The following is a 24,946-nucleotide window of genomic DNA, read 5'->3' as shown; positions in this document are numbered from 1 at the left end:
CCGCCGTCGGCCGTTCCGGCCCGGCGCGGCCGACGCGTGTCTACACTCCGGTGCCATGCTGGAAACTCCGCGCAGGGCACGTCAGGTGGCCACCCTCAGCCTGGTGTTCGGCGTCGTGCTGCTGGCCGGGGCCGCCTCCGGCGCCTGGGGCGACCCCGCCGACCCGGTGCGCCGCTCGTCCGCCGACACCGCCCCGGTGGCGGCCGCCGCCGCGGGCCCGCCCGCGGACCCGGCCGGGTCCGCACTGTCCGAGCAGCAGGCCGAGCACCTGCTCGGGGCCAACGGCGACCGCTGGGGCGCCTACTACAGCGCCCAGGAGTACGCCGAGTTCACCCAGGGCCTGGACGGCCGCTACCTCGGCGTCGGCCTCTCCGTGGGCCGCGGTGAGGACGGCGTCACCGCCGTCTCCCAGGTCGCCCCCGGGGGGCCCGCCGCAACCGCCGGGATCGCCGCCGGGGACCGGCTGCTGCGGATCGACCAGGACCAGGCCGACCGGCTGCCGGTCACCGAGGTGGTGGCCCGGCTGCGCGGCCGGGACGGCGAGCGCAAGGCCGGCACCGAGGTCACCCTCGCCGTGCAGCGCGGCACCGGCGAGATCCGCGAACTGCAGCTGCGCAGGGCCCTGCTGGACAGCCGGCAGGTCACCGCCGAGCACCTGGACAAGGGCGTGCTGCGGATCGCCGTCCGGGCCTTCACCAGCGGAGTGACGGACCAGGTGCGCGCCGCCCTGCGCGTCCCGCACACCGGCGTGGTGCTCGATCTGCGCGGCAACTCGGGCGGGTTGGTCGAGGAGGCCGCCGGCACCGCCGGGATCTTCCTGGACGGCGGTCCGGTCGGCTCGTACCAGGAGCGCGGCGGGACGAGGGAGTTGACCGCCCCGCCCGGCGGCGACCAGCGCACCCCGCTGGTGGTGCTGGTCGACGGCGGCACGATGAGCGCCGCCGAGCTGCTCACCGGCGCCCTCCAGGACCGCAGCCGCGCCGTGGTGGTGGGCTCCCGGACCTTCGGCAAGGGCACCGTCCAGCAGCCCAGCCGGCTCGCCGACGGCGCCGTCCTGGAGCTGACCGTGGGCCGCTACTACACCCCGGCCGGCCGCTCCCCGGAGGGCACCGGCCTCGCCCCGGACGTCCCGGCGACCGCCGGCGAAGACGCCGACGCGCTCGCCTTGCGGGTGCTGGCCGGGCTCGGAACCCGCGCCTGAGGGCCGGGACCCGCGGCTAAAGGGGCTGCCCCGCCCGGCCCGAAGTGCGAGAATGGCCGCGCTATGGCAAAGGAAACCGGACAGAAGCTGATCGCGCAGAACAAGAAGGCGCGACACGAGTACACGATCCTCGACACCTACGAGTGCGGCCTCGTGCTCACCGGCACCGAGGTGAAGTCACTGCGCGAGGGGAGGGCCAACCTGGTCGACGGCTACGCGTACATCCAGAACCACGAGGCCTGGATCGACAACGTCTTCATCCCCGAGTACACCCAGGGGACGTGGACCAACCACGCGGCCCGGCGCAAGCGCAAGCTGCTGCTGCACAAGCTGGAGATCCGCAAGATCGAGACCAAGGTCCGCGACGCGGGCCACACGCTGGTCCCGCTCTCGCTGTACTTCAAGGACGGCCGGGTGAAGCTCGAACTCGCGCTCGCGGTCGGCAAGAAGCTGTACGACAAGCGGCAGACGCTGCGCGAGAAGCAGGACACCCGCGAGACGGCGCGTGCCGTGGCGGCCGCCCGGCGCCGCCAGGGTTAATCCGCTGGACCCTCGCCCGTCGCCTCGCGTACTATGGCGCCAGCAACACGGACGGTCACCGTCCGGCTGTTTCTCAACAAAACATGGGGATGATCGGTTTCGACAGGGGATGTTGAAACAGGGGAAGCGAGCCGAGGAACGCGGCAATGATCTCGTTAACCACGTGTCGCAAAAAAATAATCGCCAACTCTAAGCGCGATTCCCAGCAGTTCGCTCTCGCTGCCTAATTAAGCAACGATAGCGCTTGGGTGTCAGACCGGGGGGTTCCCGACCCGGACCCTGGCATAATCTAGGGAACTCAACCGTCCGCCCGGGCTGCGAGGGTGGATGGGAAATCAAACAGCAGCTGGGCCTGTTGGCGGCTCGTCCGTGTGACCGCCAGGGCCGAGAAAAGCACAGCGGACTGCGCTCGGAGAAGCCCTGAATTAACTCCACTGGACCCGGGTTCGATTCCCGGCATCTCCACCACCCCATGTTCACAGTGAAGGCCGTCCACCGCTCAGCGGGGGGCGGCCTTCGCGCTGTCCGCGCACCGGCCGCCGTGTCCGAACCGATGCGCCTCCGACGCCGTCCCGGTGCGGCGCGCCGCACCGGCCGGGGCGTAGGATCATCCGTCCGCTCGTTTTCCGGAGCCGGATATCCGCCGCAACCACCGAGGCCATGCAGAGCAACACGGACACCACCCCCGCCGCCGACCACGAGACCGTGCGCGAACGCGAGATCGCCGGCGAGCAGCAGCACCTGGACACCGTCTACCACCGGCTGGAGGAGAAGCTCGCCGAGGCCGAGTACATCCTGGAGGACGCCGCCAAGCGGGTGCAGGTCGGCACCCCCGGTGCGCTGGCCGAGCGCGACGCCCAGGTCTACCGGGCCGGTGCCCACCTCCAACGGCTCAACAACGAGTTCGAGGACTTCCTGTTCGGCCGGATCGACCTCCAGCGGGCGGACGCCCCGGAGGAGCACGGCATCCCGTCGAACACCCCGCTCGACCCGGCCGACCCGGCCGTCGCCGAGACCCTCCACATCGGCCGCCTCGGCGTCCTCGACGCCGAGTACGGCCCGCTGGTGATCGACTGGCGGGCGCCCGCCGCCGCGCCCTTCTACCGGGCCACCCCGGTCGAGCCCGGCCGGGTGATCCGCCGCCGGGTGATCCGCTCCAAGGGCCGCCGGGTGATCGGCGTCGAGGACGACCTGCTGCGCCCCGACCTCACGCCCACGCTGGACGGCGAGGAGCTGGCCGTGGTCGGCGACGGCGCCCTGATGGCCTCGCTCGGCCGCGCCCGCAGCCACTCGATGCGCGACATCGTCTCCTCCATCCAGAAGGAGCAGGACGAGGTGATCCGCGCCGCCGCGGCCGGCGCCACCCTCGTCACCGGCGGCCCCGGCACCGGCAAGACCGCGGTGGCCCTGCACCGGGCCGCCTACCTGCTGTACCAGGACCGCCGCCGCTACGCCGGGGGCATCCTGGTGGTCTCGCCGACCCCGCTGCTGGTCTCCTACACCGAGGGCGTGCTGCCCTCGCTCGGCGAGGAGGGCCAGGTCGCCATCCGGGCGGTCGGCTCGCTGGTGGACGGCATCGAGGCGGGCACCTACGACAGCCCCGAGGCGGCCCGGGTCAAGGGCTCGGCCCGGATGGTGCAGCTGCTGCGCCGGGCCGCCAGGGCGGCGCTGGAGCTGGGCGCGCCGCAGGAGCTGAAGGTGGTCGCCCGGGGCGAGGTGCTCAGGCTGGACGCGGGCCGCCTCAAGGCCGTGCGGGGCAACGTGATCGGCTCCGGCGGCACCCCGCTGAACCTGCTGCGCCCGCGCGCCCGCCGGCTGCTGCTGGACGCTCTGTGGCAGGAGGCCACCCGGCACCTGCCCAGGCCCGCCGACCACTACGCCCGCGAGCAGCGCCAGGAGGAGAAGGAGTCCTTCGACGAGTACGTCTCGGACGAGGCGTCCTTCCTGGACTTCCTGGACGCCTGGTGGCCGGCCCTGAGCCCGCGCCGGGTGCTCGGCACGCTCAAGCACCACCGGCACACCAACCGGATCGCCCGTCGGGCCGTCACGCCGGACGAGGCGCGGCTGCTGGCCGGTTCCTGGCGCCACCTGTCGCCGAAGGGCGAGGGCGCGCTGTCCGCCCACGACGTCGCGCTGGTCGACGAGCTGCAGGTGCTGCTCGGCGAGCCGGCCCGGCCGAAGGTGCGCGAGGTGGACGCGGTCGACCTGCTGAGCGGTCTGGACGAGGTCACCACCTTCGCGGACCGCAGCTCCCGCCAGCGGGCGAAGGGGCCGGTGGAGCGGACCGAGTACGCGCACGTGATCGTGGACGAGGCGCAGGACCTCACCCCGATGCAGTGGCGGATGATCGGCCGCCGGTCCCGGATGGCGACCTGGACGATCGTCGGGGACCCGGCGCAGTCCTCCTGGCCGTTCCCGCAGGAGGCCCAGGCCGCGATGGACGAGGTGCTGTCCGGGAAGCCGCGCCGGCGTTTCACGCTGACCGTCAACTACCGCAACCCGGCCGAGATCGCCGAGGTCGCGGCCAAGGTGCTGGCGCTGGCCGCGCCGGGCACCCCGTCGCCGAGCGCGGTGCGCCGGGTCGGCGTGGAGCCGCGCTTCGCGGCCGTCACCGCCCCCGGGGCGGAGGCCTTCGGGGCGGGGGCCCGGGCCGAGCTGGAGCGGCTGCTGACCGAGGTGGACGGCACCGTGGCGATCGTGGTGCCGATGGACCGGCGGGCCGAGGCGGCCGGCTGGGCCGAGGGCCTGGGCGAGCGGGTGGTGGCGCTGGGCAGCCTGGAGGCGAAGGGCCTGGAGTACGACGCCACGGTGGTGGCCGACCCGACCGGCATCGCCGGCGAGTCGGAGGCCGGCCTGCGGGTGCTGTACGTGGCGCTGACCAGGGCGACCCAGCGGCTGACCGTGCTGTCCGGCCCGGACGACCTGCCGGACGCGGCCGGCGTGCCGGCGCTGCTGCACGACTGACGGCCGGCCAGGTCCGGGCGCGTCCGGGCACGCAGAAGGCCCCTCACCCGCGGGTGAGGGGCCTTCAGACGCTAGTGACACCGACCCGCCATGCTCGCCTCGCGGCAAGTGGTCCCTCGAAGGGACGAAGGTTGGGCCCGGGGGCTTGGATCGAGCCGGTGTCCCGTCCAATGTAACGCATCGGCCCGGAGAGGCAAGGAGTCGTCGCCCCCTTGTCGGATCCGCACACTCAATGAACGTTATTTCTGGCTACCCCTTGGAAGGTGCGACGATCGAGGTCTAGCATGCGGCAGGCGATGCCTTCAACAAAATGTTGAACCTGCCGACGGACGGAAGAAGGAAGCGTCGATGGCGACGGTGCCCAGTGTCTCGAACTCGATCACGGTGCGGCTGGAGGTCCCGGCGCGGGGCAACGCCGTGAGCGCGATCACCACCGCCGTGGAGTCCTCCGGCGGTTCGGTGACCGGCCTCGACGTGACGGCCTCCGGCCTGGAGGCGCTGCGGATCGACGTCACCGTGGCGGCCTCGTCCGTCGCGCACGGCGAGGAGATCGTCGAGAAGCTCCGGGCCATCGACGGCGTGTCGATTGGCAAGGTCTCGGACCGGACCTTCCTGATGCACCTCGGCGGCAAGATCGAGATGTCGTCCAAGCTGCCCATCCGCAACCGTGACGACCTCAGCATGATCTACACCCCGGGCGTGGCCCGGGTCTGCATGGCGATCGCCGAGAACCCCGAGGACGCCCGCCGCCTCACCATCAAGCGCAACAGCGTCGCCGTGGTCACCGACGGCTCCGCGGTGCTGGGCCTGGGCAACATCGGCCCGGCCGCCGCGCTGCCGGTCATGGAGGGCAAGGCGGCCCTGTTCAAGCGCTTCGCCGGCATCGACGCCTGGCCGATCTGCCTGGACACCCAGGACACCGACGAGATCGTCGCCATCGTCAAGGCGATCGCCCCGGGCTTCGCGGGCATCAACCTGGAGGACATCTCCGCGCCGCGCTGCTTCGAGATCGAGGCCCGGCTGCGCGAGGCCCTCGACATCCCGGTCTTCCACGACGACCAGCACGGCACCGCGATCGTGGTGCTCGCGGCCCTCACCAACGCCCTGAAGGTGGTCGGCAAGGACATCGCCGACATCCGGGTGGTGATGTCGGGCGCCGGCGCCGCTGGGACGGCGATCCTCAAGCTGCTGCTGGCCGCCGGCGTCGAGCACGCCACCGTGGCGGACGTCCGCGGCGTGGTCCACCAGGGCCGGGAGGACCTCAACGAGAGCCTGCGCTGGATCGCCGAGCACACCAACCGCTCGGGCCGCACCGGCAGCCTCAAGGAGGCCGTGGCGGGCGCGGACGTCTTCATCGGCGTCTCGGCCCCGAACGTCCTGGACGGCGACGACCTGGCCACCATGGCCGAGGACGCGATCGTCTTCGCGCTGGCCAACCCCGACCCGGAGGTCGACCCGGCGATCGCCCGGCAGACCGCCGCCGTGGTCGCCACCGGCCGCAGCGACTTCCCGAACCAGATCAACAACGTGCTGGTCTTCCCGGGTGTCTTCCGCGGCCTGCTGGACGCCCAGAGCCGCACCGTCAACACCGAGATGATGATCGCCGCCGCCCGGGCGCTGGCCACCACCGTGGCCGACGACGAGCTGAACGCCAACTACATCATCCCCAGCGTGTTCCACAAGGACGTCGCCAAGACGGTGGCCTCGGCGGTGCGCGAGGCGGCGCTGGCGGGCGCCCAGGAGCGCCCGGAGGAGTCCCGTCCGACCCCCGGCATCGTCGGCACCCTCGACACCTCGTCCTTCCCCACCGTCAAGCTCTGACCGGCGAGTCCGCCGACGTGTCGCGGATCGGTCAAATGCCCGAATCGCGGCCATACCCGCCCAAGCCCGCCCCGAACCCTTGCGACACAAGGGCGAGGGGCGTGTTTGGGCTTGTCAGTCCCAGGGCGTACGGTAGCCCTGCACGGGGCAGGCGTGTCCGACAAGTACGGAACGTCCCCCTGGTCTTCCGGCGTGTCGTCCCGACCGCCGCCCGCGCCCGGTCCGCCGGAGCCGACGGAGCGTCACACCTCCAACGGGCGGGCGTTGTTCGGGTGGCTCGGCCGGGGCCCGATTGGCTTTCTCGGGGCCGGTCGGGGCAGGATTCGTATCCAGGCAGGCGGACGGGCCTTCTACGGCACCGACGCGCGGCATCGGGTACGGACCCGGCCTGCGACCACGCATTGCCTGCATGAGCACAGTGTGCGGACCTGCGGCCCATCCGGGTGCCCCCCGGTGGGAGCACCGATGGGCCCCCGCACACCGCAAGCGAACAGACCACAGGAGTACACATGAACCGCAGTGAGCTGGTGGCCGCGCTGTCCGAGCGCGCCGAGGTGACCCGCAAGGACGCCGACGCCGTTCTGGCCGCCTTCGCCGAGATCGTCGGCGAGGTCGTCGCCAAGGGCGACGAGAAGGTCACCATCCCCGGTTTCCTGACCTTCGAGCGCACCCACCGCGCTGCCCGCACCGCCCGCAACCCGCAGACCGGCGAGCCGATCCAGATCGCGGCCGGCTACAGCGCCAAGGTGAGCGCCGGCTCCAAGCTGAAGGAAGCCGCCAAGGGCGCCTGAACCACCCCTTGAACGCCCGAGAGGCCGGGCTCCCCGCGGGGAGCCCGGCCTCTCGCCGTTCCACCGGGCCGGTCAGGCGTCGACCAGCTGCTCGGCCGGCAGCTCGACGTGGGCGCCCAGGTCCCGCAGCTTGTCCATGAAGTTCTCGTAGCCGCGGTTGATCAGGTCGATGCCGTGCACGGTCGAGGTGCCCTCGGCCGCCAGCGCCGCGATCAGGTACGAGAAGCCGCCGCGCAGGTCGGGGATGACCAGCTCGGAGCCCATCAGCTTGGACGGGCCGGAGACGACCGCCGAGTGCAGGAAGTTGCGCGCACCGAAGCGGCACGGGGTGCCGCCCAGGCACTCGCGGTACAGCTGGATGTGCGCGCCCATCTGGTTCAGCGCGCCGGTGAAGCCCAGCCGGGACTCGTAGACCGTCTCGTGGACGATGGACAGGCCGGTGGCCTGGGTCAGCGCGACCACCAGAGGCTGCTGCCAGTCGGTCTGGAAGCCCGGGTGCACGTCGGTCTCCAGGGCGATCGCCTTGAGCTCGCCGCCCGGGTGCCAGAAGCGGATGCCCTCGTCGTCCACCTCGAAGGCGCCGCCGACCTTCCGGAAGGTGTTGAGGAAGGTCATCATCTCCAGCTGGCGGGCGCCGCGGACGTAGATGTCGCCCTTGGTGGCGAGCGCCGCGCAGGCCCAGGAGGCGGCCTCCAGGCGGTCCGGCAGCGCGCGGTGGTTGTAGCCGTTCAGCTCGTCCACACCGGTGATCAGGATCGTCCGGTCGGTGCCCAGCGTGATGATCGAGCCCATCTTCTGCAGGACGCAGATCAGGTCGACGATCTCCGGCTCGATGGCCGCGTTGCGCAGCTCGGTGACGCCCTCGGCGAGGACGGCGGTGAGCAGCACCTGCTCGGTCGCGCCGACCGAGGGGTAGGGCAGCTCGATCTTGGTGCCGCGCAGCCGCTGCGGGGCGACCAGGTAGGTGCCCTGCGGGTGCTTCTCGATGGTGGCGCCGAACTGGCGCAGCACCTCGAAGTGGAAGTCGACCGGGCGGCCGCCGATGTCGCAGCCGCCGAGGCCCGGGATGAAGGCGTGGCCGAGGCGGTGCAGGAGCGGGCCGCAGAACAGGATCGGGATCCGCGAGGAGCCGGCGTGCGCGTCGATGTCGGCGACGTTCGCACTCTCGACGTGGGAGGGGTCGAGGATCAGCTCGCCGTCCTCGTCGCCGGTCCGCACGGTGACCCCGTGCAGCTGGAGCAGGCCGCGGACCACCTTGACGTCGCGGATGTCCGGGACGTTCCGCAGTCTGCTGGGGCCCTGGCCGAGCAGGGCGGCGACCATGGCCTTGGGGACCAGGTTCTTCGCGCCGCGGACGCGGATCTCGCCTTCGAGCGGGTTTCCGCCGTGGACCAGCAGGACGTCGTCGGTCATCGTTCTCGCAATCCGGGGTGCCAGAGGAGTGGGGAAGGCTCCGGTGGGAGCCGTCGGTGGACCGGATGGTACGGGCGCGCTCGGGCCCCCGGCGAAACCGAGTCGGCACCGTGTAAGGGCGTCCACCATCCGTAGATGGTAGTGGGCGTCCCGATGGTTCCCGTGAGCCTCTCCCGTGATGGTGCTCTCTCCGGGTGCCGGGCCGCCCGCCGGTGCGTCCGTACGGGTGTTCGTCCGGCGTGTCGGGGTTTCGAGCGTTGCGGTGCCCCGACGGCGCCGTTCTGCGGGATCATGTGTGGCATGACGGCGGCCCATTCGCACGCAGGCCGGTCCCACACCGGCCGTCTGCTCGTCGCGACGCCCGTGCTCACCGACCCGAACTTCGCCCGGGCGGTGGTGCTGCTCCTCGACCACGACGCCGAGGGGGCGCTCGGCGTGGTCCTCAACCGGCCGACGCCGGTCGAGGTCGGCAGCGTGCTGGACGGCTGGGGGCGGCTGGTCGGCCGGCCCGCCGTGGTCTTCCAGGGCGGCCCGGTGGCGCTGGACTCGGCGCTCGGCCTCGCGGTGGCGCCGGGGGACCCGGGCACCGGCGAGCCGCTCGGCTGGCGGCGGGTGCACGGGGCGATCGGCCTGGTGGACCTGGAGGCGCCGCCCGAGGTGCTGGCCGGGGAGCTGGGCAGCCTGCGGATCTTCGCCGGGTACGCCGGCTGGTCGCCCGGCCAGCTGGAGGCGGAGCTGGAGAGCGGCGCCTGGTACCTGGTGGACTGCGAGCCGGGGGACGTCTCCAGCCCCGAGCCGGAGCGGCTCTGGCGCTCGGTGCTGCGCCGCCAGCGCGGGCCGCTCGCACTGCTCGCGACGTACCCGGACGACCCGACGCTGAACTGAACCGGGGGCCCCGGCGGCACGACACTGGCCCGGTTTCCCGGGCCGCCCATAGACTTGGCACCTATGAGCACTCTTGAGCCCGAGCGCGGCCTCGGCACCGGAACCCTGGTCGAGCCCGTCCCGCAGGTGTCCAACGGGGACGGCGACCACGAGCGCTTCGCCCACTACGTCCAGAAGGACAAGATCATGGAGAGCGCGCTCTCCGGGTCGCCCGTGGTGGCGCTGTGCGGCAAGGTGTGGGTGCCCGGGCGCGACCCGAAGAAGTACCCGGTCTGCCCGATGTGCAAGGAGATCTACGACGGCATCGGCAAGCCGCAGGGCGGCGACGACGACAAGTAGGACCGGCCGGTCCGCGCGGCGTCGCCCCGGGTGACGCCGCGGCGTGCGGACCGTCCGCGGGGGTGCCGCGCGCGGTACCCGGTCCGCGCCGTCGTGCGCGGCCGTTCCGCACGGCGTCGTTCTGCACGGTGCCGTTTTGCATGGTGCCGCGTTTCCGGATTGGTCTATGCCAGTCGTCCGGGGCGGGGGCAGGATGTCGGGATGGACCTCATCCCCGCACCCTCGAGTGCCGTCCGCCGCCCGGACGGGGACTTCCCCCTCGACGACGCCACCACGCTGACCGCGCCGCCCCTCCTGGCCGACGCCGAGCGCTGGCTGCGCGGCGCGCTGGGCGCCGCCACCGGGCTGCCGCTCGGCCCCGGCCGGCCGGGTGCGGGGATCGAGCTGGTCCAGGACGACGCGCTGGGCCCGGAGGCGTACCGGATCGCGGTGCGCCCCGGCCACGCCCTGGTCGCCGCGGGCGGGCCGGCCGGCGCGCTGTGGGGCGCGCAGACGCTGCGCCAGCTGCTCGGCCCGGACGCGTACCGCCGCTCCCCGCTGCGCCGCAGCGGCTGGGTGCTGCCCGGCGCGGACATCGCGGACGCCCCGCGGTTCGGCTGGCGCGGCGCGCTGCTCGACGTCGCCCGGCACTTCCTCCCCAAGGCGGACGTGCTGCGCTTCGTCGACCTGCTGGCCGCGCACAAGCTCAACGTGCTGCACCTGCACCTGACCGACGACCAGGGCTGGCGGGTCGAGATCAAGCGCTACCCGGCGCTGACCGCGCGCGGAGCCTGGCGGGAGCGCTCGATGGTCGGCTACCGCTCCGCCGGTCGGCGCGACGACCGCCCGCACGGCGGCTACTACACCCAGGACGACCTGCGCGAGATCGTCGCCTACGCGGCCGCGCGCGGGGTCACCGTCGTCCCGGAGATCGACCTGCCCGGCCACACCCAGGCCGCCGTCGCCGCCTACCCCGAGCTGGGCAACACCGACGTCGTGGACACCGCCGCGCTCGGCGTCTGGACGGACTGGGGCGTCAGCCACAACGTGCTCAACGCCTCCGAGGCGACCCTGCGCTTCTTCGAGGGGGTGCTGGAGGAGGTCCTGGAGCTCTTCCCGTCCGAGTTCGTCCACCTCGGCGGCGACGAGTGCCCCAAGGAGCAGTGGAAGGACAGCGCCGCCGCCCAGGCCCGGATCCGCGAGCTCGGACTGGCCAACGAGGACGAGCTGCAGAGCCACGTGATCCGGCACTTCGACCGCTGGCTGGCGGAGCGCGGGCGCCGGCTGATCGGCTGGGACGAGATCCTGGAGGGCGGTCTGGCGCCGGGCGCCGCCGTCTCCTCCTGGCGCGGTTTCGGCGGGGGGATCGCCGCCGCGCGGGCCGGGCACGACGTGGTGATGTGCCCCGAGCAGCACGTCTACCTCGACCACCGGCAGGCGGACGGGCCGGACGAGCCGATCCCGGTGGGCTTCGTGCGGACGCTGGAGGACGTCTACCGCTTCGAGCCGGTGCCGGAGCAGCTGGACGAGACCGCCGCCCGGCGGGTGATCGGCACCCAGGCCAACCTGTGGAGCGAGTTCGCGGACAGTGCCCGGGACGTCGACTACCGGGCCTTCCCCCGGCTGGTGGCCTTCGCCGAGGTCGCCTGGTCGGACCTGCCGGCGGTGCCCGCGGAGCGCGACTACGCGGGCTTCGAGCGGCGCCTGCGGGGGCACCTGCGGGTGCTGGACGCGCTCGGCGTGGAGTACCGCCCGGTCGAGGGACCGCACCCCTGGCAACGCCGGCCCGGGGTGGCCGGCCGCCCGATCGAGGGCCCGCCGCCGGTGCGGTGATCCCCGCCGACGTCGGGGTCCGGGGATCCCGCGGTGCCGCTTCGGGAACTTCTGAGTGGTCGTCTGACGTCAAGAAAAGATGAACATCTGCCCTGGCTCGATCCGGGCCGGGGCAGATACCGCCCGGTATCCGTCCCAATCGGGCAGTCCCGTTCACCCGTCCCGAAATGATCATCGAGCATTGTGTGCCAGAGTTGCCCAACCCGGCCCGATCGCCCGTACCCTACGGGCCAGGCCGGGCTGCTGACGCGGACACCACGGCCGAAGGCCGCGGGCGGCAGGCGATCGATGAGCAAGTGGAGCACGGTGGGACCCAGGTGAACCGGACGATCATGCTGCCGGCCTCCCTCGACGAGGCCGTCGACGCGCTGGCCGCCGCCCCGGCCGCGGTACCGGTGGCCGGAGCCACCGACCTGATGGAGGCCGTCAACGCCGGACGGCTGCGCCCCGCCGCCCTGGTCGGGCTCGGCCGGATCACCGAACTGCGCGGCTGGCGCTACGAGGACGGCGGCACCGCGGTTCTCGGCGCCGGACTCACCCACGCCCGGATGGACCGCCCGGACTTCGCCGCGCTCATCCCCGCGCTCGCCGACGCCGCCCGCACCGCCGGCCCGCCGCAGGTCCGCAACGTCGGCACCCTCGGCGGCAACATCGTCACCGCCGCCCCGGCCGGCGACACCCTCCCGGTGCTCGCCGCCCTGGAGGCCAGCGTCACCCTGGCCCGGGCCGGCGGCAGCCGCGAGGTGCCGGTCAGCCACCTGCTCACCGGGCTCGACCCGGTGCGGCCCGGCGAACTGCTCACCTGGGTGCGGGTCCCGCTGCTGCACGCGCCGCAGGTCTTCCTCAAGGCCACCGGCCGCAGCGGCCCGGCCCGCGCCACCGCCTCCGTCGCCCTCGTCCTCGACCCGGCCCGGCGCGCCGTGCGCTGCGCGGTCGGCGCCGTCGCCCCGGTGCCGCTGCGCCCGCTGGAGGCCGAGGCCTGGGTCGCCGGCTGCATCGACTGGGACGGCAGCCGGGAGATCGACCCGGCCGCCACCGCCGCCTTCGGCGAGTACGTGGCCGCCGCCTGCGTCCCCGACACCTACGGCGCCGAGGGCGCCTGGGAGGCCGTGACCGAGGGGCCGAGCGCGGCCGCCGTTCGGCTACGGCGTACCGTATCGGTGCTGGCCCGACGGGCACTGGGAAGGGCGCTGAAGTGAGCACAGACCCCATCGAGACCCTCGACGCCGACCCGCTCGGCCTCACCCCGCAGGTCAGCCGCGAGCTGCGCCCGTGCGCCTCCTACACGCTGCGGGTCAACGGTTTCGAACGGCCCGTCACCGACGCCTGGATCGGTGAGAGCCTGCTCTACGTGCTGCGCGAGCGGCTCGGCCTGGCCGGCGCCAAGGACGGCTGCGAACAGGGAGAGTGCGGGGCCTGCTCGGTGCAGGTGGACGGCCAGCTGGTGGCCGGCTGCCTGGTGCCCGCCGCACTGGCCGCGGACAGCGAGATCAACACCGTCGAGGGCCTGTCGGCCGCCGGCGGCGCCAGCGACGTCCAGCAGGCGCTGGCCGAGTCCGGCGCGGTGCAGTGCGGCTACTGCACCCCGGGCATGGCGATGGCGGTCCACGACCTGCTCCAGCGCAACCACCGGCCCACCGAGGTCGAGGCCCGGCAGGCGCTCTGCGGCAACCTCTGCCGCTGCACCGGCTACCGGGGCGTGCTGGCCGCCGTCCAGAGCATCGCCGACGCGCGCGCCCTGGAGGCCGAGGAGGCGGAGGAGGCGGCGCTCGCCGACCAGCCCGCCGACGGGACGGCCGCCCCGGCGCCGGCCGCCGAACCCGAGCCGGTCGCCGACCCGCCCGTCTACACCGACGCCGACGCGTGGATCGAGCACGTCCCGCAGCCGCCCGTCGAGGAGGCCCCGACCGGGGGCGGGCCGTACGGCGACGGCCAGGGCGGCTACGACACCGGCGTGTACGACACCGCCGTCCTGACGCCGGTCCAGGGCATCCCGGCCCAGGCTGCCGACGACCAGGTGTACTACCCGCAGCAGGGCTACCCCGAGCAGCCGTACCAGACCACCCCCGCGCACGGGACGCCCGTCCACGGCGTCTACCCGGACGGCGGCTACCCCGCGGACGGCTACCCGCAGCAGAACGGCTACGACACCGGGTACGACGCCCCGGTCTACCAGCCCACCCCCGCGCACGGCACGCCGCTGCCCGGCGCCGCCTTCGACGGCACGCCCCCGCACGGCACCCCGTACGTCCCCGCGCCCCCGCACGGCGCCCCGGCCGACGACGGCGCCCAGGCCGGCGTCCCGTACGGCGCCACCCCCGCCCACGGCATCCGGCTCCCCGAGGACGACCACGCATCATGACGTCGCCTACCGACATCGGCGCAGCACTCCAGCAGGACGGCGGCGAGGGCGGCGCACCGGAGCCGTTCGGCCTGGGCAGCTCACCGCTGCGCAGCGACGCGCTGCCCAAGGCACTCGGCATCTTCCCGTACGCGGCCGACCTCTGGGCCGAGGGGCTGCTCTGGGGCGCCGTGCTGCGCTCGCCGCACCCGCACGCCAGGATCCGCGGCATCGACACCTCGGCCGCGCTGGCGCTGCCCGGCGTGCACGCCGTGGTCACCGCCGCCGACCTGCCGCCCGGCCCGGACGGCACCCCGGACGGCGCCCCGGCCGGCCCGATCCTCGCCGACCGGCCGGTGCTGGCCGCGGGCGTGGTGCGCCACCACGGCGAGCCGATCGCCGCGGTGGCGGCCGACCACCCGGACACCGCCCGGCTCGCGGTCGGTCTGATCACGGTCGACTACGAGCCGCTGGAGGCCGTCACCGACCCCGAGCAGGCCTTCACCGCCCCGCCGCTGCACCCGGACGGCAACCTGTTCCGCCACCTGCCGCTGCGCACCGGGGACCCGGAGGCGGCCGGCGAGGTCATCGTCGAGGGCCTCTACCAGGTCGGCCGGCAGGACCCGGCGCCGCTCGGCGCCGAGGCCGGGCTCGCCGTGCCGCGCCCGGACGGCGGCGTCGAGCTGCACCTGTCCTCCACCGACCCGCACGGCGACCGCGACCGCACCGCGGCCTGCCTGGGCCTGGAGCCCGACCGGGTCCGGCTGGTGGTCACCGGGGTACCCGGCGCCACCACCGACCGCGAGGACCTCTCGTTCCAGGTCACCCTGGCGCTGCTGGCGCTGCGCACCGGCCGCCCGGTGAAGATGACCCTCACCCGCGAGGAGTCCTTCCACACCCACACCTCGCGCCACCCCGCGCTGCTGCGCTACCGCCACCACGCCGACGCCGAGGGCCGGCTGGTCAAGGTCGAGGCGCAGATCCTGCTGGACGGCGGCGCGTACGCGGACGTCTCCGCCGAGGCGCTGGCGGCCGCCACGGCCTTCTCGGTCGGCCCGTACGTCTGCCCGAACGTCTTCGTGGACGCCTGGGCGGTGCGCACCAACAACCCGCCGGCCGGGCGGATGCGCGGCGAGGGCGCGCTGCAGGCCTGCTTCGCCCACGAGTCGCAGCTGGACCAGCTGGCCGCCCGGATCGGCGTGGACCCGGTGGAGATCCGCCGCCGCAACGCGATGTCCACCGGGGACCCGATGCCCACCGGGCAGGCCGTCACCTGCCCCGCGCCGGTGGGCGCGCTGCTGGAGGCCGTCGCGGCCGAGCCGCTGCCGGCCCTGCCGGTGGACGACCCGGACGCCGAGTGGCTGCTGCCGGGCGGGCCCGGCGGCGCCGGCGACCCGGCCGCGGTGCGGCGCGGGATCGGCTACGCGGTCGGCATGGTGCACATGCTCGGGGCCGAGGGCGAGGACGAGGTCTCCACCGCCACGGTGCGGGTCAGCGGTGACCACGCCACGGTGATCTGCGCGGCCGTCGACTCCGGGCAGGGCTTCGCCACCCTGGCGCGGCAGATCGTGCAGAGCGTGCTGGGCGTCAGCGAGGTCTACATCGCGCCGGCCGACAGCGACCAGTCGATCGCCGGGCCGTCCGCCCGGGGCCGGCACACCTGGGTCTCCGGCGGCGCTGTGGAGCGCGCCGCGCTGATGGTCCGCCACCAGCTGCTACAGCCGATCGCCGCCAACTTCGGGATGTCCGCGGAGCTGCTGCAGATCGCCGACGGCAAGATCACCTCGTACGACGGGGTGCTCGGCATGCCGGTCGCCGAGGCGCTGGAGGGCAAGGAGCTGTGGGCCACCGCGCAGTGCCGCCCGCACCCGACCGAGCCGCTGGACGAGAACGGGCAGGGCGACGCCTTCGTCTCCATCGCCTTCTGCGCGATGCGCGCGGTGGTGGACGTGGACATCGAGCTGGGCGCCGTCCGGGTGGTCGAGATGACGGTCGCGCAGGACGTCGGCCGGGCGCTGAACCCGCGGCAGATCGAGGACCGGATCGAGGCCGGGGTGGCACAGGGCGTCGGCCTGGCGCTGCTGGAGGACCTGCGCACCGAGGGCGGGGTGCTGCAGAACCCCTCGCTCACCGGCTACCGGCTGCCCACCGCCCTGGACACCCCGGAGGTGCGGATCGCCGCCCTGCTGGAGGAGCGGGACGTGGTGGCGACCTTCGGCGCGAAGGCGGTCAGCGCGGTGCCCGCGGTGGTGGCCCCGGCGGCCGTCGCGGCGGCCGTCCGCGCCGCCACCGGCCTGCCGGTCGGCCGGCTGCCGATCCGCCCCGAGGACGCGATCGCGGGCTGACCGGGAATTCCCGGAAACGGGAATTGCCGGTCGGCGCGAAAGCCGACCGGCAATTCCTTTTCGAGGCCATGGCGGGAATCGAACCCGCGTGTACCGCTTTGCAGACGGTTCCCTAAGCCACTCGGGCACACGGCCAGTGAATTCATGGTGGCGGATTCCGCGACGGACCGTCAACGGCCGAATGTAAATTCTGCATGGCAACTCCGGCGGCGGCCCGTGCTACGGTCGGAGACAGGTGGTCGGGCTCCGGCCACCCCGGACGAGCGCGTCGTACCCGGTGACGACAAGACGGCGCAGTTCAGCGGCAATCCGGCCGCTGTGGACTGCGGAGGTACGGCCGTCATGGCTTGGCTCGTTCTGATCGTCTCGGGTGTCCTGGAGACCGTGTGGGCGGTCGCCCTGGAATCGTCCAAGGGCTTCTCCCGGCTCGTCCCCAGCCTCGTCTTCGGCGTCGCCCTGCTGCTGAGCATGGGCGGGCTGGCGTACGCGATGCGCACCATCCCGATCGGCACCGGGTACGCGGTGTGGGTCGGCATCGGCGCGGTCGGCACCGCGCTCTACGGCATGGCCGTCCTGGGGGACGCGGTGACCGCGGCCCGGATCGGCTGCCTGCTGCTGATCGTCTCCGGCGTGGTGGGCCTCAAGGCGCTGCACTGACGCGGTGGTCCCGGGCCGTGCCGGGCGACGGGTCCTAGGTCCTGCGGCGGATCCGGTCAGCGACCGGAGTCAGGGGTCACCCAGGCGGACGGCCCTTACGATGTTACGTATGACCACTGCCTCCCCCACCTCGGTCGACCCCGCGCCCGTACCCCTCGACGACGACCCCGGCGGCGGGGTCCTCAGCGGCCGCTACCGGGCGCTGACGCTGGGGATCGTCTCGGTGGTCCTGCTGCTCGCCTTCGAGGCGACGGCCGTCAACACCGCGATGCCGGTGGCGGCCCGCCAGCTCGACGGCCTCGGGCTCTACGCCTTCGCCTTCTCCGGCTACTTCACCACCACGCTGTTCGCCCTGGTCGTCTCGGGCCAGTGGTGCGACCGGCGCGGCCCGCTGCAGCCGCTGTTCACCGGCATCGCGGTGTTCGGCGCCGGCCTGGTGGTGGCCGGCGCGGCGCCGGGGATGTGGCTGTTCGTGGCCGGGCGGGCGGTCCAGGGGCTGGGCGGCGGCCTGGTGATCGTCGCCCTGTACGTGGTGGTCGGCAGGGCCTACCCGGAGCGGCTGCGGCCGTCCGTGTTCGCGGCCTTCTCCTCGGCCTGGGTGCTGCCCTCGATCGTCGGCCCGGTGGTCTCCGGAGCGGTCACCCAGCACCTGGGCTGGCGCTGGGTGTTCCTGGCGGTGCCCGTGCTGATCCTGCTGCCGCTGGCCGTGATGGGCCCGGCGCTGGCCCGCTCCGAGCGGGAGCACCCGGTGGCGAAGGGCGCGGACTTCGACCGCCGGCGCACCGTACTGGCCGCGATGGCGGCGGTGGGGGCGGGCCTGCTGCAGTACGCCGGCCAGCGGCTCGACCCGCTCGGGCTGCTCCCGGCGGCGGCCGGTGCGGCGCTGCTGCTGCCCGCCGTGCTGGGCCTGCTGCCCACCGGGACGCTGCGGGCCGGGCGCGGCCTGCCGACGGTGATCCTGCTGCGCGGCGTGGCCGCGGGGGCGTTCTTCGCGGCCGAGGCGTTCATCCCGCTGATGATGGTCACCCAGCGCGGGCTGTCCCCGACGCTGGCCGGGCTCACGCTGACCAGCGGCGGGCTCTCCTGGGCGCTGGGCTCGTGGCTGCAGGGGCGGCCGGGGGCGGAGCGCTACCGCGAGGCGATGATCCGGGGCGGGTTCGTGCTGACCGCGGTGGCGATCGCGGGCGCGGCGCTGGTGCTGGTCCCGGCGGTGCCGGCCTGGGTGGCGGCGGTCGCCTGGGGCGTCGGCGGGATCGGGATGGGCCTGACGGTCGCCAGCGTGAGCGTGCTGATGATGAAGCTGTCCGCGCCGGAGGACGCGGGGGCCAACTCGGCCTCGCTGCAGATGAGCGACGCGCTGGGCAACGTGCTGCTGGTGGGTCTGGCCGGGGTGCTGTTCGCGGCCCTGGGCGGCGGCTCGCTGGCCGCCGCCCACGAGGGGGCCGGGTCCACCGGCTCGGCCGGCGCCTTCACGGTGATCTTCCTGACCATGGCCGGGGTGGCCCTGCTGGGTGCGCTGGTCTCCGGCCGGGTGCGCCGGGCCTGACGGTCAGCCGGCGGTGGCGGTGGCGGTGGCGGTGGCGGTGGCGCTGTCGGTGGCGGTCGCCGAGGAGCTCGCCGGCGGCGCCGCCGGGGTGCCCAGGAAGGCCTCCCAGCCGCCGGTCGGCGACTGGCCGGGGGCGAGGCCCTGCAGCTTGCGCAGCACCGCCGGGTCCTGGGCCTCCAGCCAGTCCACCAGTTGGCGGAACGACACCAGCCGGACCTCCGGCTTGCCCGCGATGACCTTGAGGGCGTCCTCGACGGCGTTCATGTAGATGCCGCCGTTCCACTCCTCGAAGTGGTTGCCGATGATGTACGGCGCGCGGTTGCTGCGGTAGGTGCGGTCGAAGCCCATCAGGTAGGCGTCGCGGGCCTGGGCCTGGAAGCCCGGGTAGAGCGCCGGGTCGGCCTTGGTGTTGGGGCCGCACTGGTTGTACATGATGTTGTAGTCCATCGAGAGCACCTGGAAGGTGTGCCCGGGGAAGGGGATGGACTGCAGCGGGAGGTCCCACAGGGCCCCGCCCTGGATCCGCTGCGGCCAGACCTGGGTGCCGTTGCCGCTGCTGTCGTAGCGCCAGCCGCGCTTGACGGCGGTGGGCAGCAGGTTGCGCTGGCCCTCCAGGCAGGGGGTGCGGCTGCCGATCAGCTCCTTGCGGTAGTCGAAGGGCAGCGCCGGGAGGTCGGTGAAGCCGGTGTTGGTGCGCCAGTTGGTGACGAAGTCCATCGCCTGCTGGATCTCGCTGTCCCACTCCTCGGGGGACCACTTGCCGACGCCGGTGGAGCCGCAGAAGTGGCCGTTGAAGTGGGTGCCGATCTCGTGGCCCTCCAGCCAGGCCGCGTGCAGGTTCTCCAGGGTGTCGTGGATGTGCTGGTCGCTGAGGTAGCCGATGTCGGAGGCGCCGACCTTGTGCTGCGGCGGGCGGTAGAGGTCCTTCTTGGACTCGGGCAGCAGGTAGAGGCCGCTGAGGAAGAAGGTCATCGACGCGTTGTGCTCCTGCGCCAGCCGGCGGAAGCGGGCGAACAGCCCGTTGTCGAGTTCGCCGGCGCCGTCCCAGGAGAAGACCACGAACTGCGGCGGGCGCTCGCCGGCCCGGAGCCGCTCGGGCACCGGCTGGCGGGGCTGGGCGCCGGTGTCGGAGGTGGATCCGTCGCCGATCAGGGCGGCCTGCGGCTTGGGGGCCGGGGCGGGGGTGGCGGTCTGCTCGACGGCCTCGCCGGTGGCGGGTACGGCCGGTCCCGTCGCCCGCTCGCCGCCGCCCGCGCCGTTGCTGCCGCAGCCGGCGGCCAGGGCCGCGGCGGTGGCCGCACCGGCGGCCAGCAGGGTGCGGCGGGAGAGGGCTTCCATGGTCACTCCGTTCATGAGGCGTTCGGCGGGCGTTCAGGCGCGCGAAAGTCCGGTCGGACAAGTGGGGTGATACAACCCGTGACCGGGTCAGCATGGCATGTGGGCGTGATCGGTCGGAGAGGCACCACGGACGGTCTCAATCGATCGCTCGATTGACGCAACCAGTCCGGTCCCGTCCACGTCGAAGCTCTTGCCGGGCGCGTTGACGCGCGAGCGGCGGGGTGCCCGGCGCGGGACGCCGCTGTCGCGCTCCGTGATCCGGCGTCCACTCGGCGCAGGCGCCGGGCCGCTGTCCCTGCCGATCGGCGGGTGTCGGTACGACCATCGTATGGACGTGCATTAGGGTCCGATCCGCTTCAATTGTTCCCAGGAAACTCCCAGGAATCGGGATTCCGTCGGCAGAGGGGAGCGCCCGTGGGCGTCCAGCAGAGCAGGAGCCCGTGGCCGGGCACCCTGGCGGCCGGTGCCGCGCTGGTGCTCGGTGCCTGGCTGCTGCACGACGGCGGACCGGGCGCCCTGCCGCCCGCACCCGGCGTCGGACAGGCCCTCTCCGGCTTCGCCCCGGTCTCCGTCGTACCGCCGCTCGGCCCGTCCGCCCCGACCCGGATCCGCATCCCGTCCGTCCGGCTGGACGCCCCCGTCACCGCGCTGGGCGTCGGCCCCGACGGGCACCTCGAAGCCCCGTCCGAGGCCGACCGCAACCTGGCGGGCTGGTACCGCGGCGGCGCCAGCCCCGGGCAGCGCGGCACCGCCATCCTGGCCGGGCACGTCGACACCAAGGCCGGCCCGGCCGTCTTCTACCGCCTGGGGGCGCTCCACCGCGGCGACCGGATCGAGATCGCCCGCGCCGACGGCGCCACCGCCGTCTACCAGCTCTACGCCATCGAAGTGCACGACCGAAAGGACTTCCCGGACGACCGGGTGTACCGCCAGGCCGCCGACGCACAGCTGCGGGTGATCACCTGCGGCGGCGCGTACAGCGAGGAGCACGGCTACGAGGGCAACGTCGTCGCCTACGGCTTCCTGGCCGACACCACCCGGCCGGGCAAAGCCGCATGACCACGCTGACCCTCGCCACCCGCTGGAACCCGATCGACTGGCCGCTCACCCACGGCCCCGTCCCGTACGCCGTGCTCTCCGCCGGCTGGGGCGCGCTGGTCCTGCTCGCGTTCTCCCGCCACGAGCGCTGGCGGGCCCCGCGCCTGCTGGGCGCCCTGCTGCTGGCCGCCGCGCTCACCGCCCTGGTGAAGATCGCCGTCGACGGCTGGTGGCACCCCTTCCCGGAGGGCACTCCGGACTTCGTGATGCGCTGGATAGCCGTCGCGCTGTTCGCGGTGTGCCTGCTCCTGCTCCGCGCCCCGCTGCTCGCCACCCGCCGGCGGCTGCTGGCGGCCAGCGGTGCCGTGCTGGTCCTGCTGATGGCCGCCTCCCAGGTCAACCGGGGCTTCGACCAGTACCCCACCGCCCGGGCCATGCTGGCGCCCGAGATCGAGGCGCTCACCACCGGCAGGACGGCCAGCACCGTCGCCGCCTCGCCCGGCCGGCCCGTCGAGGAGCAGTGGCACGCGCCCGCCGGCCTGCCCGCCAAGGGCACCCTCTCCGGGGTGACCATCCCCGGCGCCAAGTCCGGCTTCAAGGCCCGCGGCGGCTACGTCTACCTGCCGCCCGCCTACCAGGCCACCCCCCGCCCGCTGCTGCCCGTCGTGGTGCTGCTGCCCGGCCAGCCCGGTGCCCCGGAGGACTGGGTCAACTCCGGCGCCATCCGGGACACCCTGGACGCCTTCGCCGCCGCGCACCAGGGCCTCGCCCCGATCGTGGTGGTCGCCGACCCCACCGGCAGCCCCATCACCAACACGCTCTGCATGGACTCCCGGATCGCCAAGGCGCACACCTACCTGGCCGAGGACGTCCCGGACTGGATCCACCGGAACCTGCAGACCGCCACCGGCCGCACCGCCTTCGCCATCGGCGGGCTCTCGCTCGGCGGCACCTGCTCGCTCCAGCTCGCCGTCAACGCCCCCGACGTCTACGGCAGCTTCCTGGACATCTCCGGGCAGGACGAGCCGACCCTGGGCAGCCACGGCGAGACCGTCGACAAGGCCTTCGGCGGCGACGAGGCCGCCTTCGACGCCGTCGACCCGCTGCACCTGATGGCGCGGAAGAAGTTCCCCGACACCGCCGGCCGGTTCGTGGTCGGCGCCAACGACCCGGACTTCCGCCCGATGCAGGAGAAGGCCTTCGCGGCCGCCCAGGCCGCCGGCATGGACGTCGCCTACCAGACCATCCCCGGCTGGCACAGCTGGGTGGTCTTCCGGCAGGCCTTCGAGCAGAACCTGACCTGGCTCTCCCAGCAGACCGGGCTGATCCGGTGATGCGGCTCCTGGCGGCCCCGGCGCCGGCCGAGGAGCGCGAGTGGCCGCGGGACCGCGCGCCCGTCGCCGGCACGCCCGACCCGCGCCCTCAGCGGTTGCGCAGGGCTGCGGCGGCCTTCGGCGGCCGGTTGCGCTCGGCGCCGCTGACCCTGGCCCTGCTGGCCGGGCTCTGGGCGGTCGGCGCGGCCACCGACAGCCTGGCGCACGGGCCGTCCGAGCGGCTGCTCGCCCGGGTCGGGGTGGGGTTGCCCACCCTCGCCGAGGGCCACTGGTGGACCCCCTTCAGCTCGCTGTTCTGGTGCTCCGGCGCCGGCTCGTACGTGTTCACCAGCCTGCTGCTGCTCCTGGTCGGCCCGGCGGCCGAGCACCGGCTCGGCCGGGCCCGGACGCTCGCGGTGCTGGTCGCCGGGCAGCTGGCGGGCACCCTGCTGGGCGCCGGGCTGGTCGCGGTCGGCTCCCGGGCCGGTGAGCAGTGGACCGCCTCGGTGGCCGACCAGACCGCCGTCGGCCCCGGCGTCGGGCTGTTCGCGCTCGCCGCGGTGCTCGGCTACCGGCTCACCGTGCTCTGGCGCCGCCGGCTGCACCTGCTGGTGCTGCTCGTCCCGTTGGTCATGACGCTGTACGTGGGCCACCTGCAGAGCGTCCAGCGGTGCGCCGCCGCGCTCGTCGGACTCGGCGCCGGCGCCCTGCTGAACCGGGGCCGGCAGCACCTGCGCACGCACCGCTCCTCGCACTCCGAGACCCGGGTGCTGATCGCGCTCTGCCTGGTCGCCGCCGCCTTCGGGCCGCTGATCGCCTCGCTGTACGACAACGCCACCGGGCCGTTCAACACCTTCTCCGAGCTGTACCTGTCGCACCGCCTCAGCCCCGAGGAGGTCGCCGACTTCTGCGCGGTGTCAGCGCACGACTGCGCCCGCGCGCACGCCGTCGAGCGGATCTTCGACACCCCCGGCCGGCTGATGGCAGCCCTGTTCCCGGCCCTGCTGCTGGTGCTCGCCGAGGGGTTGCGCCGCGGGCTGCGGCTGGCCTGGCGGATCACCGTCGCCACCGAGCTGCTCTGGGCCGGGCTGCTGGGCTGGCTGTACCTGGACTCCGGGCCGGACAGCGGCGACGTGATCCAGTACTTCGTCGAGGCGCTGCTGCTGCCGCTGCTCACCCTCGGACTGCTGCTGGCCACCCGCCAGCGCTTCCGGATGCGGCTGGCCGGCCGGGCGGTGCGCCGGCTCGGGTCGGTGATCGGCGGCGCCGCGCTGGCCGCCTGCGCCGCCTACGCGGGCGTGGGGGTGCTGGTGGCCGACCAGTTCGAGCCGGGGGCGAACCTGCGCCGCCTGCTGCACGGGCTGCCGGCGCTGTTCCTGCCGCCCGCGTACAACGACCTCACGCCGGACTACCCGATAGCGGTCGGCCGGGTGGCCCTCCTGCTGGAGACGTACTCCGGGCTGGCGTTCTGGGTGGTCACGCTGAGCGCGCTGCTGGTGGCCTTCCGCCGGCCGGTCCTGCACACCGACGCGGACGCGTCCGCCCGGGCCCGGGCGCTGCTCACCGCGTACGGCGGCGGGACGCTCTCCTTCATCACCACCTGGGACGGCAACCACTACTGGTTCGACGAGGACGGCCGGGCGGCGGTCGCCTACCGGGTGCGCGGCACCGTGGCGCTGACCACCGGCGACCCGTTCGGCGAACCGGAGGCCCGGGAGCGGGCGGTGGCGGGCTTCGCCCGGTTCTGCGACGCCCGCGGCTGGACCCCGTGCTTCTACAGCGTCTCCCCGCAGACCCGGTCGGCCGCCGCACAGCTCGGCTGGCGCTCGGTGCAGGTCGCCGAGGACACCGTGGTCGCGCTGCCCGAGCTGGCCTTCACCGGCCGCAAGTGGCAGGACATCCGGACCGCGCTGAACAAGGCCGGCAAGCAGGGCATCACCGCCGAGTGGTGGGCCTACCACGAGGCGCCGAGGGCGCTGCGGGACCAGATCCGCGAGATCTCCGAGGAGTGGGTCTCCGAGAAGGGCCTGCCCGAGATGGGCTTCACGCTGGGCGGGCTGGAGGAGCTGGACGACCCGGACGTGCGGGTGCTGATCGCGGTGGACGAGCAGCGCGTCGTGCACGGGCTGACCAGCTGGATGCCGGTGTACGAGAACGGCGTGCCGGTCGGCTGGACGCTGGACTTCATGCGCCGCCGCTCGGACGGCTTCCGCGGCGTCAACGAGTTCCTGATCGCCTCGGCCGCGCTGGGCTTCAAGGAGGAGGGCGCGCGGTTCCTCTCGCTGTCCGGCGCGCCGCTGGCCCGCTCCGGGCAGGGTGAGGGACCCACCGGTCTGCAGCGGATGCTGGACTGGATGGGCCGGGTGCTGGAGCCGGTGTACGGCTTCCGCTCGCTGCTCGCGTTCAAGTCGAAGTTCCAGCCGGAGTACCGGCCGATGTACATGGCGTACCCCGACCCCGCCGCGCTGCCGGGCATCACCCGGGCGATCGGCAAGGCGTACCTGCCGCACCTGACGCCGGCGCAGGGGGTGCGGCTGATGCGGCGGCTGTCGGGCTGAGCCGGCGGCCGGGCCGGGCCCGCGGAGCCGGCCGTCGGCTCCGC

18 protein-coding genes, 1 tRNA gene, 1 other RNA gene and 1 riboswitch are annotated in these 24,946 nt (G+C 73.8%); of the genes, 17 read left to right on the top strand and 3 right to left on the bottom strand.

The genetic code is table 11. The features are described from left to right. The first annotated feature begins 55 nt into the window (after positions 1-55). From ACIRS1_RS18300 to ACIRS1_RS18275, 6 genes are all read left to right on the top strand, one after another. A complete protein-coding gene (locus ACIRS1_RS18300; RefSeq protein ID WP_360218061.1) occupies positions 56-1,201 on the top strand; it encodes a S41 family peptidase in 1,146 nt (381 codons plus the stop codon). A 63-nt stretch (positions 1,202-1,264) separates the two neighbouring features. Beyond that, positions 1,265-1,741, top strand: coding sequence for an SsrA-binding protein SmpB (smpB, locus tag ACIRS1_RS18295; RefSeq protein WP_045695776.1), 477 nt, complete (start codon positions 1,265-1,267; stop codon positions 1,739-1,741). Positions 1,742-1,826: 85 nt separating this feature from the next. After that, positions 1,827-2,209: a transfer-messenger RNA gene (ssrA, locus tag ACIRS1_RS18290) on the top strand. 192 nt (positions 2,210-2,401) lie between these two features. After that, positions 2,402-4,705 (top strand): UvrD-helicase domain-containing protein, encoded by a 2,304-nt coding sequence (locus ACIRS1_RS18285; RefSeq protein ID WP_360218058.1) that lies wholly within the window; start codon positions 2,402-2,404, stop codon positions 4,703-4,705. A 348-nt stretch (positions 4,706-5,053) separates the two neighbouring features. After that, complete coding sequence (locus ACIRS1_RS18280; RefSeq protein WP_360218055.1) at positions 5,054-6,526, top strand: NAD-dependent malic enzyme; 1,473 nt, start codon at positions 5,054-5,056, stop codon at positions 6,524-6,526. Between the two features lie 509 nt (positions 6,527-7,035). After that, positions 7,036-7,317, top strand: coding sequence for an HU family DNA-binding protein (locus tag ACIRS1_RS18275; RefSeq protein ID WP_030059737.1), 282 nt, complete (start codon positions 7,036-7,038; stop codon positions 7,315-7,317). Positions 7,318-7,389: 72 nt separating this feature from the next. Here the strand turns inward: ACIRS1_RS18275 and murA are convergent, their stop codons facing one another. Continuing rightward, the gene (gene murA, locus ACIRS1_RS18270; RefSeq protein ID WP_360218250.1) at positions 7,390-8,730 is read right to left on the bottom strand and encodes a UDP-N-acetylglucosamine 1-carboxyvinyltransferase; all 1,341 of its coding nucleotides are present in this window, start codon (positions 8,728-8,730) and stop codon (positions 7,390-7,392) included. A gap of 291 nt (positions 8,731-9,021) precedes the next feature. On the opposite strand from murA, the gene ACIRS1_RS18265 reads away from it, so the two are divergent. From ACIRS1_RS18265 to ACIRS1_RS18240, 6 genes are all read left to right on the top strand, one after another. Next, positions 9,022-9,615 carry a YqgE/AlgH family protein gene (locus tag ACIRS1_RS18265; protein WP_387901541.1) on the top strand — a complete coding sequence of 198 codons (594 nt, stop codon included), beginning with the start codon at positions 9,022-9,024 and terminating at the stop codon, positions 9,613-9,615. Positions 9,616-9,678: 63 nt separating this feature from the next. Further along, positions 9,679-9,954, top strand: coding sequence for a DUF3039 domain-containing protein (locus ACIRS1_RS18260; RefSeq protein ID WP_329929182.1), 276 nt, complete (start codon positions 9,679-9,681; stop codon positions 9,952-9,954). Positions 9,955-10,155: 201 nt separating this feature from the next. After that, positions 10,156-11,766, top strand: coding sequence for a beta-N-acetylhexosaminidase (locus tag ACIRS1_RS18255; protein ID WP_402840735.1), 1,611 nt, complete (start codon positions 10,156-10,158; stop codon positions 11,764-11,766). A 332-nt stretch (positions 11,767-12,098) separates the two neighbouring features. Next, positions 12,099-12,965, top strand: coding sequence for an FAD binding domain-containing protein (locus ACIRS1_RS18250; protein ID WP_360218259.1), 867 nt, complete (start codon positions 12,099-12,101; stop codon positions 12,963-12,965). Further along, entirely contained in the window at positions 12,962-14,128 is a 1,167-nt protein-coding gene (locus ACIRS1_RS18245; RefSeq protein WP_402840734.1) for a 2Fe-2S iron-sulfur cluster-binding protein, read from the top strand. The genes ACIRS1_RS18250 and ACIRS1_RS18245 overlap by 4 nt, the downstream gene beginning before the upstream one ends. Next, the gene (locus ACIRS1_RS18240) at positions 14,125-16,452 is read left to right on the top strand and encodes a xanthine dehydrogenase family protein molybdopterin-binding subunit (protein WP_360218241.1); all 2,328 of its coding nucleotides are present in this window, start codon (positions 14,125-14,127) and stop codon (positions 16,450-16,452) included. Before ACIRS1_RS18245 ends, ACIRS1_RS18240 begins: the two co-directional genes overlap by 4 nt. A gap of 63 nt (positions 16,453-16,515) precedes the next feature. Here the strand turns inward: ACIRS1_RS18240 and ACIRS1_RS18235 are convergent. Beyond that, positions 16,516-16,587: transfer RNA gene (locus ACIRS1_RS18235), tRNA-Cys, on the bottom strand. Between the two features lie 97 nt (positions 16,588-16,684). After that, a riboswitch (guanidine-III (ykkC-III) riboswitch) is annotated at positions 16,685-16,750 on the top strand. Positions 16,751-16,794: 44 nt separating this feature from the next. Here ACIRS1_RS18235 and ACIRS1_RS18230 point away from each other — a divergent pair. Together ACIRS1_RS18230 and ACIRS1_RS18225 are read left to right on the top strand one after the other, a co-directional pair. After that, a complete protein-coding gene (locus ACIRS1_RS18230) occupies positions 16,795-17,109 on the top strand; it encodes an SMR family transporter (protein ID WP_360218238.1) in 315 nt (104 codons plus the stop codon). A gap of 109 nt (positions 17,110-17,218) precedes the next feature. Continuing rightward, entirely contained in the window at positions 17,219-18,655 is a 1,437-nt protein-coding gene (locus ACIRS1_RS18225) for an MFS transporter (protein WP_402840730.1), read from the top strand. A gap of 3 nt (positions 18,656-18,658) precedes the next feature. On the opposite strand, the gene ACIRS1_RS18220 is transcribed toward ACIRS1_RS18225, so the two are convergent. After that, a complete protein-coding gene (locus ACIRS1_RS18220) occupies positions 18,659-19,993 on the bottom strand; it encodes a hypothetical protein (RefSeq protein WP_402840728.1) in 1,335 nt (444 codons plus the stop codon). A gap of 414 nt (positions 19,994-20,407) precedes the next feature. Between ACIRS1_RS18220 and ACIRS1_RS18215 the strand changes: the two genes are divergently transcribed. The 3 genes from ACIRS1_RS18215 to ACIRS1_RS18205 are packed head-to-tail and all read left to right on the top strand — an operon-like array spanning position 20,408 to position 24,902. After that, positions 20,408-21,052 (top strand): class F sortase, encoded by a 645-nt coding sequence (locus ACIRS1_RS18215; protein WP_402840725.1) that lies wholly within the window; start codon positions 20,408-20,410, stop codon positions 21,050-21,052. Next, entirely contained in the window at positions 21,049-22,365 is a 1,317-nt protein-coding gene (locus ACIRS1_RS18210; RefSeq protein ID WP_402840722.1) for an alpha/beta hydrolase, read from the top strand. The genes ACIRS1_RS18215 and ACIRS1_RS18210 overlap by 4 nt, the downstream gene beginning before the upstream one ends. Then, positions 22,365-24,902 carry a rhomboid family intramembrane serine protease gene (locus tag ACIRS1_RS18205; RefSeq protein ID WP_402840719.1) on the top strand — a complete coding sequence of 846 codons (2,538 nt, stop codon included), beginning with the start codon at positions 22,365-22,367 and terminating at the stop codon, positions 24,900-24,902. The genes ACIRS1_RS18210 and ACIRS1_RS18205 overlap by 1 nt, the downstream gene beginning before the upstream one ends. The last annotated feature ends 44 nt before the right edge of the window (positions 24,903-24,946 follow it).

Origin of the sequence: Kitasatospora sp. NPDC101176 (assembly GCF_044768035.1) — a bacterium.
Classification (GTDB): Bacteria; Actinomycetota; Actinomycetes; order Streptomycetales; family Streptomycetaceae; genus Kitasatospora.
The sequence above is the reverse complement of the archived record's forward strand: the minus strand, read 5'-3'. Positions and strand labels throughout refer to the sequence as shown.